The 15165-nt window shown below is 67.4% G+C and carries 16 protein-coding genes; 3 read left to right on the forward strand and 13 right to left on the reverse strand.

What is annotated here, in order from left to right; translation table 11 throughout:
• Window positions 1-48: 48 nt before the first annotated feature.
• The 11 genes from flgL to flgB are packed head-to-tail and all read right to left on the reverse strand — an operon-like array spanning window position 49 to window position 10465.
• Window positions 49-1233, reverse strand: a complete 1185-nt coding sequence (gene flgL / locus AAW51_RS21280; RefSeq protein ID WP_047196203.1) for a flagellar hook-associated protein FlgL — start codon at window positions 1231-1233, stop codon at window positions 49-51.
• A 37-nt stretch (window positions 1234-1270) separates the two neighbouring features.
• Window positions 1271-3136, reverse strand: coding sequence for a flagellar hook-associated protein FlgK (gene flgK / locus AAW51_RS21285; RefSeq protein ID WP_047196204.1), 1866 nt, complete (start codon window positions 3134-3136; stop codon window positions 1271-1273).
• Window positions 3137-3146: 10 nt separating this feature from the next.
• Window positions 3147-4025, reverse strand: a complete 879-nt coding sequence (flgJ, locus tag AAW51_RS21290) for a flagellar assembly peptidoglycan hydrolase FlgJ (RefSeq protein ID WP_047196205.1) — start codon at window positions 4023-4025, stop codon at window positions 3147-3149.
• Window positions 4026-4056: 31 nt separating this feature from the next.
• Window positions 4057-5169: a flagellar basal body P-ring protein FlgI gene (locus AAW51_RS21295; protein WP_083438489.1), complete on the reverse strand. Its 1113-nt coding sequence runs from the start codon at window positions 5167-5169 to the stop codon at window positions 4057-4059.
• A gap of 41 nt (window positions 5170-5210) precedes the next feature.
• A complete protein-coding gene (locus tag AAW51_RS21300; RefSeq protein WP_047196206.1) occupies window positions 5211-5885 on the reverse strand; it encodes a flagellar basal body L-ring protein FlgH in 675 nt (224 codons plus the stop codon).
• Window positions 5886-5900: 15 nt separating this feature from the next.
• A complete protein-coding gene (flgG, locus tag AAW51_RS21305) occupies window positions 5901-6683 on the reverse strand; it encodes a flagellar basal-body rod protein FlgG (RefSeq protein WP_047196207.1) in 783 nt (260 codons plus the stop codon).
• Window positions 6684-6738: 55 nt separating this feature from the next.
• On the reverse strand, window positions 6739-7473 hold the full coding sequence (gene flgF, locus AAW51_RS21310; RefSeq protein WP_047196208.1) for a flagellar basal-body rod protein FlgF: 735 nt from the start codon (window positions 7471-7473) through the stop codon (window positions 6739-6741).
• Between the two features lie 49 nt (window positions 7474-7522).
• Entirely contained in the window at window positions 7523-8875 is a 1353-nt protein-coding gene (gene flgE / locus AAW51_RS21315) for a flagellar hook protein FlgE (RefSeq protein ID WP_047196209.1), read from the reverse strand.
• A 40-nt stretch (window positions 8876-8915) separates the two neighbouring features.
• On the reverse strand, window positions 8916-9587 hold the full coding sequence (locus tag AAW51_RS21320; RefSeq protein WP_053013833.1) for a flagellar hook assembly protein FlgD: 672 nt from the start codon (window positions 9585-9587) through the stop codon (window positions 8916-8918).
• A gap of 34 nt (window positions 9588-9621) precedes the next feature.
• Window positions 9622-10026 (reverse strand): flagellar basal body rod protein FlgC, encoded by a 405-nt coding sequence (flgC, locus tag AAW51_RS21325; RefSeq protein WP_047196210.1) that lies wholly within the window; start codon window positions 10024-10026, stop codon window positions 9622-9624.
• Between the two features lie 22 nt (window positions 10027-10048).
• Entirely contained in the window at window positions 10049-10465 is a 417-nt protein-coding gene (flgB, locus tag AAW51_RS21330) for a flagellar basal body rod protein FlgB (protein WP_047196211.1), read from the reverse strand.
• 200 nt (window positions 10466-10665) lie between these two features.
• Here flgB and flgA point away from each other — a divergent pair, with 200 nt between their 5' ends.
• The 3 genes from flgA (at window position 10666) to AAW51_RS21345 (ending at window position 12374) form a co-directional block, all read left to right on the forward strand.
• Entirely contained in the window at window positions 10666-11409 is a 744-nt protein-coding gene (flgA, locus tag AAW51_RS21335; protein ID WP_047196212.1) for a flagellar basal body P-ring formation chaperone FlgA, read from the forward strand.
• 183 nt (window positions 11410-11592) lie between these two features.
• A complete protein-coding gene (gene flgM, locus AAW51_RS21340; protein WP_047196213.1) occupies window positions 11593-11916 on the forward strand; it encodes a flagellar biosynthesis anti-sigma factor FlgM in 324 nt (107 codons plus the stop codon).
• A gap of 56 nt (window positions 11917-11972) precedes the next feature.
• On the forward strand, window positions 11973-12374 hold the full coding sequence (locus AAW51_RS21345; protein WP_047196214.1) for a hypothetical protein: 402 nt from the start codon (window positions 11973-11975) through the stop codon (window positions 12372-12374).
• A gap of 132 nt (window positions 12375-12506) precedes the next feature.
• Here AAW51_RS21345 and AAW51_RS21350 read toward each other — a convergent pair whose 3' ends face one another.
• Together AAW51_RS21350 and AAW51_RS21355 are read right to left on the reverse strand one after the other, a co-directional pair.
• Window positions 12507-13643, reverse strand: coding sequence for a PEP-CTERM sorting domain-containing protein (locus AAW51_RS21350; protein ID WP_047196215.1), 1137 nt, complete (start codon window positions 13641-13643; stop codon window positions 12507-12509).
• 791 nt (window positions 13644-14434) lie between these two features.
• Window positions 14435-15148, reverse strand: coding sequence for an RNA polymerase sigma factor FliA (locus tag AAW51_RS21355; RefSeq protein WP_047196216.1), 714 nt, complete (start codon window positions 15146-15148; stop codon window positions 14435-14437).
• Window positions 15149-15165 lie beyond the last annotated feature (17 nt).

The following is a 15165-nucleotide window of genomic DNA, read 5'->3' on the forward strand; positions in this document are numbered from 1 at the left end:
CATCCCCCGGCGGCGGCGGTGACGCCTGCGCTGGCTCGAGCCGGTGGACTAGCGGATGTAATCGAACAGCGACATGCGCTGCACTTGGGCATAGGTCTGCAATGCGGCATCGTAGCCGCTTTGCTTCTCCTGAAATTTGGAAATTGCCTCTACCAGGTCCAAATCTTCCGCACTTGCGCGATCTGTTTGCGCGTGCAGCTTGGACGAGGCCAGCCGGTCCTCGACGTTCTCGACCCGGTTCAGCGTGTCGCCAACCGCGCTGCGCACGCCCTGCAGGCGTCCGAGCACCGAATCCAGGTCGCGCAGGCCGTCGCTGACAGACTGCTGAACATTGCTCGAACTCTTGAGCCCGGCGATGGCCTTGTCCAGCGCGTCGAAGACGGTCAAGTTGGGTTCGCTGGGGCGCAGCTCGAAGCTGTCGCCGTTGGCGGCCGGGCCGGTGATCGTGAACGACATGCCGTCGATCTCGATCGCCTCGCCGGTCTCGTAGGGCACGCCCGTCAAGGCGGTGGCGGCACCGTCGCGCAGCACGGAGTAGCTGGTGACGCCGCCCGCCACGGTCATGTTGACGGTGTAGGTCGAGCCGGTCAACGCCGCCGGGTCCTTGATGGCGCCCGCGTCGATCCAGCTCTTGCCGGTGTTGCCCGCGCCCGCACGCGTCTCGAACACGCCGTTGCCGGTCATCGCCGTCATCCAGGCCGAGTTGCCGTCCACCGTGATGGGCAGCGTCTCGCCCGAGGCCACCGCGATCTCGCCGCTGGTGCCGGTGAACACCACCTGCCCTGCGCTCTCCAGGAAGGGCTGCGAGGGCGACCCCTGCCCGGCGAACAGGTAGCCACCGGCGCCGTCGCTGCGGTTGGCCACTTTGAGCAGTTGGTCACGGTATTGCTGCAGCTGCGCGGCCAGGGTCTTCTGTTCGGCCGGCGTGTAGCTGCCGTTGCCGGCCGCCACCAGCCCTTCGCGGGCGGACTGCAGCAGGCCGATGCTGTCGCCCAGCGCATCCTCGGTCAGCGTCATCGCGTTGCGGCTCGACTCGACCGCACGCTGGGCCACCACGGCGCGTTCTTCCTGCGCACGCGCGCGCTCGGCCCGCGCCGCGGCCGTGGGGTCGTCGCTGCCGCGCATGACACGCTTGCCGCTGGTCAGCCGGTCCTGCGCTTCCGACAGATCGCTCTGGCGATGCTGCAGGTTGTTGACGGCGACTTCGTAGGTGTGGACGGTGGCGATTCTCATCGGGAACTCCCTCTTCTAGACGCTCGGCCGCGCGGCATCAGCCGGCCGCCGTTTGCAGCAGTGTGTCGAACACCGACTGGGCGATCTGCAGCACCTTGGCTGCCGCCTGGTAGCTTTGCTGGAACTGGATCAACCGGGCGGCCTCCTCGTCGAGGTTGACCCCCGAGAGGTTGTTGCGCGCTCCCAGTGCGTCCTTCGCAATGGTTTCGGACATCTTGGTCGCGGCCTCGGCGCCCTGCACCCGCACGCCGACGTCGCCAATCGCACTTGCATAGGCGTCGGTGATGCTGGCGCCGTTGACCATCTTTTCCTCGCGCAGGGCCAGCATGGCCAGCGCGTTGCCGTTGTTGGTCGCCGGCGGCACGACCGGGCGGATGTTGATGACATCGCCTGCCGCGGGTGTCCCGGTCAGGCTCAACTCCCAGCCGTTCAGGCTGATGGGTTGGCCGGGCACGATGGCGAAGGTGGTCGCGCCGCCGTCCGGGCTGTAGGTGGTGGGCGACATGAAGGTCAGCGTGAGTGCCGAGCCGAGCGCCGGGTCGGCCTGCTTGGGCAGCAGGCTGCCCACGCCGACCGTGCCCCGGTTGGTGCTCGCGACCTCGCCGATCACCGGCGAGGCGGCCGCGATGTCACGCGGGTCCTTGGTGGCCACGCGCACATCCGTCGAGGCCAAGCGCGTCGGCTGCAGCAGGAAGCGGTCGCCCGCCGCGGCCCCGGCGCCAGGCAGCAGCGTCAGGCCGTCGCGCTCGGTGCCGGGCGTGTAAGGCCAGCTGCTGCCGTCGTTCAACCGGGTCAGCTGCCAGGCCGCGCCGTCGAAACGCAGCTCGTAGTCGCTGGCCTGCAGTTGCGTCGCGTCGCTGATGGTCAGCGCTGGCGACGCGCTGCCGGTGTTGTTGGTGTTGGGCAGCACACGGGCGCTGCCGAATTCGAGCAGCGGGCCGCCGGTGGCACCCAGCTGGTTCACACCCAGCGCCTGCTGTTCGTTGATGCGGGTCGACAACACCACCGCCATGCGGCCGATCTCGTTGAAGGCGGCCGCGAGGTCGGTGGCCTGGAAGCGCAGCAGCCCGGCGATGGAGCCGCCGCTCAGCGAGTTCTCGGGCACCGGGCGCACCACGCCTGCCTCCTTGATGCCCAGCGTGACCTGGTTGGCATCGTAGGCATTGGGCGCGGCGACCAGTTCCAGCGCGCTGTTGCCCAGCACCAGCCGCTGGCCGCCGCCGATGAACAGGCCCATCGTGCCGTCGTCGGCCGGGATCTGCGTGACCGCGACGTATTGGCCGAGCTCGTTGATCAGCTGTTCACGCTGGTCCAGCAGGTCGTTGGGCGCGTGGCCCAGGCCCTTGACGCGGGCGATCTGCTGGTTGAGGTCGGCGATGCGCTTGCTCAGTTCATTGGCCGCCGTGACCTGCGTCTTCAGGTCCTGCGTCACACCGGCCTGCAGGCTGGTCAGCTCGCCAGCGGTGTTGCGAAAGCGCGAGGCCAACTCTTCGGTGTTGGACAGCACCACCTGGCGCGCCGAGGCATCGCGCGGCGCACTGGCCACGTCGGTGAAGGAGTTGAGCAGCTTGCCGGCGGAGAAGCCGAGGCCGTTCTCGCCGAGCTTGAAGACGTTCTCCATCCGCTGCAGCTGGTCGAGCCGCGCCGCGTCGGCCGACGCCACCGCGCCGGTGGTGGCCACCTCGGTGCTCAGGTGGTCGTTGTGGGCCCGACTGACCGTCGTGATGTTGACGCCCTTGCCGAAGAAGCCGGCGCCGCTGTACTGGCCGCCGGCGGTCTCCAGCTGCACGGTCTGGCGCGAATAGCCGGCCGTGTTGGCGTTGGAAATGTTGGCAGCGGTGGTATTGAGTTGGGCTTGCGACGCGAACATCGCGCGCGTTCCCAGGCTGAGCAGTCCGGCCATGCGCGCCTCCTCAGGTCACGGTGCGCTGCAGGCGCAGCGTGGTGTTGATGATGCGGGTCAGCTTGTCGGCATAGGCCGGGTCGGTGGCGTAGCCGGCCTTCTGCAGACCCTGCGCGAAGGCCTGGGCATTGCCGCCCTGGCGCACCACGTCGGCATAACGGTCGTTGTGCTTCAACAGCCGGGCGTAGTCGCGGAAGGCGTCTTCCGCCGACTCGTAGGCGCGGAACTTCGCCACCACCTTGCGCGGCTGGCCGTTGATGTACTCGGTGGTCGTGACCTCGGCGACCTTGCCCTTCCAGCTGCTGCCGGCCTTGATGCCGAACAGGTTGTGCGACGGGCTGCCGTCGGGCATGCGGATGTCGCGCTTGCCCCAGCCCGATTCGTGCGCGGCCTGGGCCAGCACGAACTCGGCCGGGATGCCGGTTTCCCGCGACGCCACCTCGGCCGCGGCGCGGTGGGTGCGCAGGAACTCGCCCTGCTTGCCGCCCACGCGCGACGGGGCGGCCGACGATTGCAGGTCTTGCAAGGGCTGGGCCGCGGGGCGCACCGGCGCCGCGGCGCCTGCCGCGGCCGGCACGCCGCCCATGCTGCGCGCCAGCTGCTTGGCGATGACGTCGGCCAGCCCGCCGGGCAGGCCGCTCATCTTGTTGGCGTACTGCGTGTCCAGCATCTCGCTGCCCATCTCGGAGCCTTCGTTGTCCAGCATGCCCGACTTCATCGAAGCCGAGCGCATGCTTTTCATGATCTCCTGCATGAACACCGTCTCGAACTGCTTGGCCGCCTCCTGGATGGCGGCCTTCGGGTCTTTGGCGGACTTGGCGCGCAGCGCGTCGAGCGAACGGCTGTCGTTGCCCAGACCTTGTGTCGGCAGGCGTGAGGAGTCGATCATGGGCGGGCTCCGTGGGGCAGCAGCAGGGTCATCAGATCACTTCCAGCTCGGCCTGCAGCGCGCCGGCGGCCTTGATGGCCTGCAGGATGGCGAGCAGGTCTTGCGGGGTGGCGCCGAGGGCATTCAGCGCCTTGACGACGTCGGTCAGCTTGGTGCCGGCCGGCATCTCGAGCATCGCGCCGTCGTCTTGCTTGACCTGGATGTCGGCCTTCTCGCCGGCCACGGTCTGGCCACCGCTCAAAGGGCCGGGCTGGCTGACCACCGGCGTCGAGCTGATGCTGACCGACAGGTTGCCGTGCGCCACGGCACAAGCGCCCAGCGTCACCGCCTGGTTCATCACGATGGAGCCGGTGCGGGCGTTCAGCACCACCTTGGCGGACGGCGCCGCCACGTCGATCGGCAGGTTTTCGATGTCAGCCAGGAAGGCGACGCGCTCGCCCGCCGCCTGCGGCGCGCGCACGCGCACGACACGGCCGTCGAGTGCTTCGGCGCTGCCCTCGCCCTTGGCACGGTTGATGGCCTGGGCGACCTGGCGGGCGGTGTTGAAATCGGCCGCGTTCAAGTCGAGTTGCAGGAACTCGCCGGACTGCAACGAGGTGGGGACGCTGCGCTCGACGCTGGCGCCAGCCGGGATGCGGCCGGCGCTCAGGTGGTTGATCTGCACCTTGGAGCCGCCAGCCGAGGCGCCGGCGCCGCCGACCACCAGGTTGCCCTGGGCCAGCGCGTAGATCTGGCCGTCGGCGCCCTTCAGCGGCGTGGCTATCAGCGTGCCGCCGCGCAAGGACTTGGCGTTGCCCATCGACGAGACGTTGACGTCGATGGCCTGGCCGGGCTGGGCGAAGGCGGGGAGCTGTGCGGTCACCATCACGGCGGCCACGTTGCGCAGCTGCATGTTGGTGCCGGGCGGCACGGTGACGCCCATCTGCTGGAGCATCGCCATCGTGCTTTGGGTGGTGAACGGCGTTTGGGTGGTCTGGTCGCCGGTGCCGTCGAGGCCCACGACCAGGCCGTAGCCGACCAACTGGTTGGTGCGCACGCCGGCGACGCCGGCGACTTCCTTGATGCGCAGCGCCTGCGCCGACATCGGCAGCGCCAGGATGCATGCGCCCGCGGCGCCAACCAAAAACTTGAGGATCGTGTTCATCGGCCAACTTCCCACTTACTTAAGGGAAGTATTGGCCGGGATCACATCGGCAGAACGTTCAAAAAGAACCGTGCCAACCAGCCTATTCCCTGCGCTTCGGCCTGCTGGCCCTGGCCTTTGTACTGGATGCGCGCGTCGGCGATCTGCGCCGACGACACCGAATTGCCCGGCTGGATGGAGCGCGGGTCGACGCGCCCGGAAAAGCGCATCACCTCGACGTTCTTGTTCAAACCGATCTGTTTTTCGCCGGCAATCACCAAATGCCCGTTCGGCAGCACGTCGATCACGGTCGCGGTGATGGTGCCCGTGAAATTGTTGCTGCTTTCGGTGTTGCCCTTGCCGGCGAAGGTGTTGGCCGAATTCCCCGTCGCGCTCGCGCGGTTGAAGGAATTGGGGCTCAGGAACGGCAGCGCGGTGACGCCCGCCTCGACCGAGCCCTGCTTGTCGACCGTGGTCGACGACTTCTGGCTGGCCTGCACCCGCTCGTTGATGTTGACGGTGATCGTGTCGCCGGGCACGCGGGCCCGGTGGTCCTCGAACATCGGCCGGTAGGCCGCAGCCTGGAAGATGGAACCGGTGGCGACCGGCGCGGGGGCAGCGACCGCGGGTTGCGGGCGTATCGTGGTCGGCTCGACCACGTCGACCTTGGGGTCCATCGTGGCGCAGCCGGTCATCAGGGCAGCGGCGGCGAGTGCCAGGGCACGCAGGGTGTTCATCGTGTCAGGTCCTCATCACAGCTGGGTCAGCCGCTGCAGCATCTGGTCGGAGGTCTGGATGGCCTTGGAGTTCAGCTCGTAGGCGCGCTGGGTCTGGATCATGCCGACCAGCTCCTCGACCACGTTGACGTTGGACGTCTCCAGAAAACCCTGCTGCAGCGTGCCCATGCCGTCGGCGCCGGGGGCGCCGGCTTGCGGCGTGCCGGAGGCGGCGGTTTCGACGTACAGGTTCTGCCCGCGCGGCTCGAGACCGCCCGGGTTCACGAAGGTGGCCAGCTGCAGATTGCCCAGCACGACTGGTTGGGCCGAACCCTGCACGGTGGCGCTGACCGTGCCGTCCGGTGCGACCGTGATGCTCTGGGTGTTGGGCGGCACGGTGATGCCGGGGGCAACCCCATAGCCGTTGTTGGTCACCAGCTGGCCGTTGGCGTCGGTCTTGAACGAACCGTCACGGCTGTAGCCGATGGTGCCGTCGGGCATCTGGATCTGGAAAAAGCCGTTGCCGTTGATCGCGACGTCGAGCGGATTGCCCGACTGCTGCAGATTGCCCTGCGTGAAGCTGCGGGCGGTGGCCACCGCGCGGGTGCCCAGGCCGACCTGCAGGCCGGTCGGCAGCGTGGTCTGCTCGCTCGAATTGGCGCCGCTTTGCCGCAGGTTTTGGTACATCAGGTCCTCGAACTGGGCCGAGGCACGCTTGTAGCCGGTGGTGGCGACGTTGGCGAGGTTGTGCGAGACATGGTCCAGCTGCACCTGCTGGGCCTCCATGCCGGTCTTCGAGATCCACAGGGAACGCATCATGTCGGGTGCCTCTTTCGGTCCAGATCGTCAGTTCAATTCTTCAGGTCGCGACGCGTCAGGCGCCACTTTGCGACAGCAGCTTGGTCGCGCTCTGCTCGTTGCGTTCGGCGGTCTGCAGCATCTTCATCTGCGCCTCGAACTGGCGGGCGGCGGCGATCATCGAAACCATGGTCTCGACGGCGCTGACGTTCGAGCCTTCCAGCGCGCCGTCTTGCAAACGGGCGTTCGGGTCAGCCGGCAACTCGTTGCCGTCGGCCGCACGGAACAAGGCGTCGGCGCCGCGCTGCAAAGGCGCTTCGGGCGTCACCATCTTGAGCCGGCCGATCGGCGTGATCGGGCCGTTGCCGGTCTTGGCGCCCAAGGTGCCGTCCGGGGCGATCGACACCTGCGCGTTCGGCGGCACCTGGATCGGCCCGCCGTCGCCTAGCACGGTCAGGCCGTTGTGGGTCATCAGCGTGCCGTCGGCCGCCACCGTGAGGGCGCCGTTGCGGGTGTAGGCCTCGGTGCCGTCCATGCCCTGCACCGCCAGCCAGGCGTTGCCCTGCATCGCCACGTCGAGCGGTCGGCCGGTGTTTTGCAAGGTGCCGGTGCTGTCGTCATAGCCGGTGGTGGTTTCCAGCGCGTAGACGCGCGTGCTGGCGCCGTCGCCGCGCACCGGCACGGCCCGGAACGCCTGCAGCTCGGCACGGAAGCCGACGGTGGAGACGTTGGCGAGGTTGTTCGCCAGCGTCTCCTGTCGCTGCATCGTCGCCTTGGCGCCGGTCATCGACAGATAGATCATGCGGTCCATAACGGCGGCTCCTCGTCAGCGTGGGGTCACGGCGCTTGCAGCGGCGATATCAACGCAGGCTGACCAGCGTCTGCAAGACCTGGTCCTGCGTGCGGATGGTCTGCGCGTTGGCCTGGTAGGCGCGCTGCGCGGTGATCATGTTGACCAGCTCGGCGGTCAGGTCGACGTTCGACTCTTCCAGCGCGCCCGACTGCAGCACACCCATGCTGCCGGAGCCCGGCACGCTCAGCGTCGGGTCGCCCGAGGCATAGGTCGCCGCCCAGGCGTTGCCGCCCAGGGGCTGCAGGCCTTGCGGATTGCGGAAGGTGGCGAGTTCGAGCTGGGCCGCAGGCTTGGACTGGCCGTTCGAGAAACGCGCCATCACGATGCCGCTGTCGTCGATCGTCACGCCCACCAGCTGGCCGGCGGCGTAGCCGTTCTGCGTCAGGTTGGTGACGCCGAAGGTGGTGCCGTACTGGGTGGCGCCGTTCATGTCCAGCGTCAGCCCGGTGATCGCCAGCGTGGTGCTGCCGTCGGCCTTGGTGGTGGCCGGCACTTCCAGCGGGATGCGGCCGTCGGTCGAGGTGCCGCCGCCGGCCAGGTAGTACTGGACCGAGCCGTCCGGGGCCACCGGGTTGCCGCCGGTGTTGGGCGGGTAGCTGATGGTGGCGATCGGCGCCGGGTTGCCGCCGCCGTCAGCCAGCAAGGTGTCGCCGTTGGCCGTGGCGAAGACGTCCCAGGTGTCGGCGTTGGTCTTCTGGAAGTAGTAGGTCAGCGCAACGTCCTGGCCCTTGGCGTCGTACACCGTCACCGAGGTGGCGTTGTTGTAGGTCAGCGGGTCGGTGAAGTTGATGCTGCCGGCGGCCGGCTGCGTCACGCCGGCGCGCGAGTCGAGGTTGAACTCGAGGTTGATCGCGTTGGTGGCCTGCGGGTTGATGCCGGCGGTCGGCAGCTGCAGCGGGCGGGCCTGCTGCGGCGCGATCAAGCCGTTGGTGTCGGCCATGTAGCCGAGCAGCGCCTGGTTCTGGTTGTTGACGATGTAGCCGCTGCGGTCCAGCTTGAACTGGCCATTGCGGGAGTACATCGGCGGGCTGGCGACCTGCGGCGGCGCGGTCGGCGCGGCGTTGGGGTCGCGGTAGATGTCAGCCACCTGGAAGAAGCCGCTGCCGTTGACCGCCAGGTCGAGCGAGTTCTCGGTGGTGGTGATGTTGCCCTGCGTGAACTGCTGCGCCACCGACGCGAGCTGGACACCGATGCCGATGCTGTTGGCGCCGGCGCCGTTCATCGCACTGGCGTACATGTCGGCAAATTCGGCGCGCGCCGATTTGGCACCGAAGGTGCCGGCGTTCGCGACGTTGTTGCCGATGACATCGAGGTTCTTGCTCGATGCGTTCAGGCCGGAGAGTCCTTGCTGAAAACCCATGGTGGTGTTCCTTGGTCTGGGGTTCGGGTGCGGTGGCGGATCAGGGGTTCAGGACGCCGGCGACCTTGCCGTACGACACCGTGGTGCCGTTGGCGAGGTCCAGCTCCAGGCCGTTGGCCGTCGTGCTGACGGCGCCGACGGTCTCGCGGCTGTAGGTGGTGGCGGCCACGGCGCTCGCGCCGGACGACGCGGTAACGCGGAAGTTCACCGATTCGGGCGGCGTGCCGTCCTCGGTCTTCCAGGCGAAGTGGTGCCGGCCGGCTTCCAGGCCACCCAGCGAAATCGTGTCGAGCACCTGGCCGGCGGCACCGGTGATCTCGACCGTGACCTTGTCGGCCTTGCCGTCGAGTTCGAACGCCGCACGGCCCTGGCCTTCGTTGATCGCCATGCTCGAACCCGCCACCAGCACGTCGCGGCCGATCAGCGACGCGCCCTGCATGGCCTGGCCCTGCAGGAAAGACGTGCTCATCGTGCCCAGGCTGGTGTTCAGCTTCTCGATGCCGCTGACGGTCTGGATCTGCGCCATCTGGCTGGTCACCTGGGCGTTGTCCATCGGGTTGAGCGGGTCCTGGTTCTGCATCTGCGTCACCAGCAGCTTCAGGAAGCGGTCCTGGGCGGAGGGGTCCTTGCTGCTGTCGACGGCGCTGCCGGCGTACAGCTCGTTCAGCTTGCTGGAGGTCGTCGCGGAGTTGCTGACGGAGGTGGTGGTCATCGTGGCCTTTCAGTCGCGGCGGGGGTGGGTGGCGTCACTGGCCCATCTGCAGCGTCTTCTGCAGCAGCGACTTGGCCGTGTTCATCACTTCGACGTTGTTCTGGTACGAGCGCGAGGCCGAGATCATGTTGACCATCTCCTCGACCGCATTGACGTTGCTGAAGGTCACATAACCTTGCGCGTCGGCCTGCGGATGCGCAGGGTCGTGCACGCGCCGGCCGGGGGTCTGGTCTTCGGTGACCTGGTTGACCTTGACGCCGGCCGCGCCGGCCTCGCCCATCAGCACGGTCTGGAACACCACCTGGCGCGCCTTGTAGGCCTGGCCGTCGGGGCCAGCGACCGTGTCCGCGTTGGCCAGGTTGCTGGCCACGACATTGAGCCGCTGCGACTGCGAGCTGACGGCGCTGCCGGAGATATTGAAAATCTTGAACATCGACATGGTGTATCTCCAGACCCGCGCGTTACTGGCCGGTGATGGCCGACAGCATCGTGCGCACGCTGCCGTTGATAAAGCGCAGCGTCGCTTCGTAGCGCACCGAGTTGTCGGCGAAGTTGGCACGCTCGCGGTCCATGTCGACGCTGTTGCTGTCGAGATTGGTCTGCGAGGCTTGCGCGTAGGTCAGCTCGACGGGTGCCCGGCCGTTGACGCTGTTCGTGATGTGCCCGGGCGCGCTGGTCGACAGAACACGCGCGCCGGTGCCGCCGGAGCCCGGGCCCTCGGTCGCCTGTTTCAGCTGCTGCGCGAAGTTCATGTCACGCGCCACGTAGCCGGGCGTGTCGGCGTTGGCGATGTTGCTGGCGATCAGGCGTTGCCGCTCAGAACGCAGCACCAGCGCTTCCGCCTGGAAATTCAGCGAGCTCGCGATCCGGTCGAACATGGCAAACCCCTAGTAAGTGCCTGCCTGCGCCTGTCCTCATCTGCTCGGGTCAGGTCGCAGGACTCGATGGAAGGCATTGTCTGGATCCGCCGCCGGAACATGAGCCCGAATAGCAGGGCAAAACGGACGCAATTCCCTGCCTACGGCCAGCGCCGTCTCTCTACAGTCACGTTCCGTCAAACGTTGTCGCACCGAACCGAATGAAGCCTGCTCCGCGTCCCCTGCTGCACATCGCCGGCCTGTCGCTGGCGCTGTGGGGCGGGGTCGCGGGCAGCGCGACGGCCGGAGAAGTGACGGCAAACATCGAGACCACGCTGCGCGAAGCCGCGCAAGCTCATGCTCGACAGAAGACTGCAGCCGCAGCGGGATCTCCCGCGCCGCGCTTCACCCGCATCGAGGTGAGCGTGGGCGAGCTGGACAGCCGGCTCAAGCTGGCTCCGTGCGTCCGCATGGAGCCCTACATGCCGGCTGGCCTCAGGCCCTGGGGGCGCACGCGGATCGGCGTGCGCTGCGTGGAAGGGCCGACGCGCTGGAACGTGTTCCTGCCGGTGACGGTGCGCGTCTTCGCCGAGGCCTGGGTGGCCCGCGGCCCGCTGTCGGCGGGCACGGTCCTCAGCCTGGACCACCTGCAGCGCGGCGAGACCGATCTCGCCGCCGCTGTTTCTCCTGCCGTCACCGATGCCGGTGTCGTGGCGGGCCGGACACTGGCGCGCCCCCTGGTTGAGGGGGAGGTGCTCAAGCTCAGCGATTTGCGGCCGAAACAATGGTTCGGCATTGGAGATACTGTCAAAGTCATCGCGGTCGGCCAGGGCTTCACGGTCCATGGCGAAGGCCGCGCGATGGCGCCAGGTCTCGAAGGCCAAGCCGTTCGCATCCGCACTGACAGCGGCCGTATCATCACGGGCTTTGCGAGCGCCGAGCGCACCGTCGAGGTCCCGTTATGAGGACGGACGGCTCTGGAGGGCAGATGGGCGGTCTGAGGATCGGCAAGGTGGGCAGGCGTCATCCGCAGCCCGCACGGTCGGTCGAATTTTTTTCAGGCCCAACCCTAAAGTCCGGCGCGTGTCTGACGAAATACCGTCCATGGCGGACGCGACATCGTCTTCCAACCGGTCAAGGAGAAGGTCATGAAAATCGGCAACCACATTGAGACCCCCTCGCTCACGGCGACCCCCTCTGCAACGCAGCGGACGGCGTCGGGCGACGCGGCGGCAAATGCTGCCGCCCCCAAGCCTGCAGCAGCACCTGCCGCGGGCAGCACCGAGAGCGCGACCGTGAAACTGTCGAGCACTGCGGCCAGCCTGATGTCGGGCAACGCCGAATTCGACGTCGACAAGGTCAACGCGATGAAGCAGGCGATTGCCAACGGCACCTTCCGGGTCAATCCGGAGGTGATCGCCGACAAGCTGATCGCCAATGCGCGCGAGTTGCTCGACCGCACCGCACACTGATCACACCGGCCGATTCGGCCGGCTCCGCCCGACCCTTGACCTTAGCGACCCGCGTCATGTTGTCCCCCCAAGCGACGTCCGGCCCTGGTGACCGTGAGCTCGAACCCGTGGTTCAGGCCGTGGAGGCCCGCCTCCAGGCCCTCGGACAGGCGCTGCTGGCACGAGACAGCAGCGCCGTCGAGCAGTCTGCTTCCGATTTGCATCGCGCCCTGACCCAGGCCGTCGATGCGTTCAGCCAGGCCGCGCGCCGCGGGCGAGTGCCTCCGGCCTTGCGCCAGCGCCTGGTGAGCGCCACCGGGCAGGTGGCCGCACAACGGGAAAGTCTGGCGCGCGCCACCGCCGCGCTGGACCGCGCGATGGATGTGCTGATGCCGCGAACCCAAGACGTCGTATATTCCGGTCAGCCCGGCAGCGCCACTTACGGCAACGGCCCGCGCGGTGGTTTGATCCGCGCCTGACCCGCTGACGCCACGCTGCTTCCAGTTTTCGTCAAAAAGAAAACAAGAAGACAGAACAAAAAGAAGATAGAACAAACAAAAGACAAAACGGCCGCAGATGCGGCCGTTTTGCATGGCGAGCGGCGAGCCGGATCAGGCTTGTGCCGCGCGCAACTGGCGCCGGCGTGCACGCCAGGCCAGTGCACCCAGGCCCACGACGAACAACGCGATGGTCTCGGGTTCCGGTGCCGGCGACAGCAGCACCGTGCGGCCGTCCTGCGAGAAGGCGAGGATCTGCCCCTGGTTGTTGATGGCGCGCGGGTCGGTCACGACATAACCGTCCTCGATCAGCACGCTGTTCAAGAACGTCTTTTTGCCACTTTGCCAGACGAAGGCGCCCTCACCGATCGTCAGGCCGACGACCTGGCCTTTGTCGTTGATCGCCGAGCCGAAGCTGTCGACCCCCTTCTTGCCCGCGTCGAGGTCGATGAAACCCGTTTCGGCGTTCCAGACGAAGGCATGCCGGTTCTCTTCGATCCAGCAGGAGCCCCATTCGTCGCAGATCTCCTCGCCACCGGCGATCGCGCCGGTGCCGACCACCCAGCCATTGCCGTTGATACCGGCCGGGCCGGCCCAGGTACCGCCCGGGGTGCCGAAGTCGGTCTTGCGGCCCTGGCCCGACACGACGAAGGGGTTGGGCGGTGTGGTGCTGCCGTTGTAGCCGGTGACGGCGCCGTTGTTGTTGATCGCCGTCGGGAAGAAGCCGACGCCGTCGGGCGCCCCTTGCAGCAAGGGCTTCAGGCCGCTGCCGGCGCTCCAGGTGTAGATGCTGTCGGCGTTGGAGAAGCGCACCTTCAACAAGACGGTGCCGTGGTCGTTGATGCTGACCGCTTCGCCATAGAGGGCCGACGCCGGCAGGTTGATCTTCTGCAGACCCTTCTGTCGGTTCCAGACGAAGGGCGAGGCGCTCTGGCCATTGCCGTAGGAGTGGCCGACCACCGTGCCGTTCGACGAGATGTCGGTGGCGACGACCGACAGACCGGTGCTGGAGCCGATGTCGAGGAAACCGGCCTTCGCGTCCCAGACGAAGCTGGTGACGCCGCCGCCGGCGCGCTCTCGGGTGCCCACCACCTGCCCGGCATCGTTCAGGCTGGCGCCCGAGACATTGCCGAGATCGGTCACGTGGTAATGGTGCTGGACCGCCGCCCAGGTGGCCGGGGCCACCGTGATCGCCGCCGCTGCGACGACGAGCGTGCGAGCCAAGCGTGACGGGGTGAAAGTTGCCTTCATGAAGAGATGCCTCCCGATGTCCGGTGAGCGATGGAAACGTGGCTCCCTGGGGATTCCGTTCGGGCTTCCGTTGTTACCAAATGCGCCACACGTCCTGTTGCAAATTGGTCTCGCGGCTAAGCGAGCGCACACAACGAATGATCGGCGATCGTTCCCCGGTTAGGGGGACTTTTCATTCTGATGGTGTGGGGAACACAACGCGGGTCCCCCTACATTGGGGGCGGGTTGCAGCTTGACGGAATTGCGGGAACGCCGTTTGCTTGACGGCCCGCCTCCGGGTTGCAAAATTTCACCCATACCCTGCGCCGGGGGCTTGCACGGCGCGCCGTACTGCCCCATGGCAGACACGCCCTGCACGCCCGCAAGCGCCCACACACTTCAGTTTCGTTGCGGGGGCGACCCTAACGGGGACGATCTGCGACAGGCTCCCACGTCGACCCAGCGGCCATCAACGCGCGACCAACGGACAGATTTGGCAGGAGGACTGGCGGGAGGGCCTGCGGGCGTCAGCAGCGGTGTCAGCAGCCGGCCAAGGCCCTGCAGAGAGGGCACGCAGGGGTGGAGGGAGACGCCGCGAGGGGCTGCCGACACCTGAAGGTCGGCCGGCAATGGCACCGTGGCCGACGCCGCGGGTCGGCCTCTTGCAGCCGCGGCCGCAAGAGACGAGAGGACTTGGTGGGGATGAGAACAACCGCCGAGCAGAAGACGGCGGGCGCCAGGATGGCATCGGCCCCCGGCTCATCTGCCGGGGAGAGGCTGGCGGGTCGCCCTCGCGACCGCGCCGCCCGGGTTCACCACTCGCGGAGTTTGACGCGCAAGCGGGCGATCGACTGGCTGTGCAGCTGGCACACGCGCGACTCGGTGACGCCGAGCACGGCGGCGATTTCCTTCAGGTTCATGTCCTGCTCGTAGTACATGCTCATCACGTACTGCTCCCGCTCGGGCAGGGTTTTGATCGCGTCCACCAGGGCGCTGCGCAAGCGGTGGTCGTTGAGCTGGCTGAGCGGGTCGGCGTCCTTGTCGCTGACATGGCGATCGAGGTAATCGTCGTCGCCGTTGTCGCTGCTCATGTCCTCCAGGTACACCAGCTGCGTGCCGCGCACCTTGTTCAACATGTCCTGGTAGTCGCTGAGCGTCACGCCCAGTTCCTTGGCGATTTCGCTTTCATGCGGCGGGCGCCCGAGCTTCTGCTCGAGACGGTGCACCGCCGCCTCGATGGTGCGCTGCTGTTTGCGGGTGCCGCGGCTCATCCAGTCGGCGCCGCGCAGCTCGTCGAGCATGGCGCCGCGGATGCGCTGGGTGGCGAAGGTTTCGAACTGCACGCCCTGTGCTGCGTCGAAGCGGCTCAAGGCGTCGTTCAGGCCGATCATGCCGACCTGGATCAGGTCGTCGATCTCCACATTGGCCGGCAGCTTCGCAATCATCTGGTGGGCAAGACGCCGCACCAGCGGGCTGTACTGCTGCAGCATCGAGTTCTGGTCGAGGCGGCCCTTGGCGGTGTACATGAAGTGGCGCTCCGGAG

The sequence above is a fragment of the Caldimonas brevitalea genome (assembly GCF_001017435.1).
GTDB lineage: Bacteria > Pseudomonadota > Gammaproteobacteria > Burkholderiales > Burkholderiaceae_C > Caldimonas > Caldimonas brevitalea.

Excerpts from the sequence above, each read along its gene's own strand:
- flgL (WP_047196203.1), bottom strand. The coding sequence starts at position 1,233 with ATGAGAATCGCCACCGTCCACACCTACGAAGTCGCCGTCAACAACCTG.
- flgK (WP_047196204.1), bottom strand. The coding sequence starts at position 3,136 with ATGGCCGGACTGCTCAGCCTGGGAACGCGCGCGATGTTCGCGTCGCAA.
- flgJ (WP_047196205.1), bottom strand. The coding sequence starts at position 4,025 with ATGATCGACTCCTCACGCCTGCCGACACAAGGTCTGGGCAACGACAGC.
- AAW51_RS21295 (WP_083438489.1), bottom strand. The coding sequence starts at position 5,169 with ATGAACACGATCCTCAAGTTTTTGGTTGGCGCCGCGGGCGCATGCATC.
- AAW51_RS21300 (WP_047196206.1), bottom strand. The coding sequence starts at position 5,885 with ATGAACACCCTGCGTGCCCTGGCACTCGCCGCCGCTGCCCTGATGACC.
- flgG (WP_047196207.1), bottom strand. The coding sequence starts at position 6,683 with ATGATGCGTTCCCTGTGGATCTCGAAGACCGGCATGGAGGCCCAGCAG.
- flgF (WP_047196208.1), bottom strand. The coding sequence starts at position 7,473 with ATGGACCGCATGATCTATCTGTCGATGACCGGCGCCAAGGCGACGATG.
- flgE (WP_047196209.1), bottom strand. The coding sequence starts at position 8,875 with ATGGGTTTTCAGCAAGGACTCTCCGGCCTGAACGCATCGAGCAAGAAC.
- AAW51_RS21320 (WP_053013833.1), bottom strand. The coding sequence starts at position 9,587 with ATGACCACCACCTCCGTCAGCAACTCCGCGACGACCTCCAGCAAGCTG.
- flgC (WP_047196210.1), bottom strand. The coding sequence starts at position 10,026 with ATGTCGATGTTCAAGATTTTCAATATCTCCGGCAGCGCCGTCAGCTCG.
- flgB (WP_047196211.1), bottom strand. The coding sequence starts at position 10,465 with ATGTTCGACCGGATCGCGAGCTCGCTGAATTTCCAGGCGGAAGCGCTG.
- flgA (WP_047196212.1), top strand. The coding sequence starts at position 10,666 with ATGAAGCCTGCTCCGCGTCCCCTGCTGCACATCGCCGGCCTGTCGCTG.
- flgM (WP_047196213.1), top strand. The coding sequence starts at position 11,593 with ATGAAAATCGGCAACCACATTGAGACCCCCTCGCTCACGGCGACCCCC.
- AAW51_RS21345 (WP_047196214.1), top strand. The coding sequence starts at position 11,973 with ATGTTGTCCCCCCAAGCGACGTCCGGCCCTGGTGACCGTGAGCTCGAA.
- AAW51_RS21350 (WP_047196215.1), bottom strand. The coding sequence starts at position 13,643 with ATGAAGGCAACTTTCACCCCGTCACGCTTGGCTCGCACGCTCGTCGTC.
- AAW51_RS21355 (WP_047196216.1), bottom strand. The coding sequence starts at position 15,148 with ATGTACACCGCCAAGGGCCGCCTCGACCAGAACTCGATGCTGCAGCAG.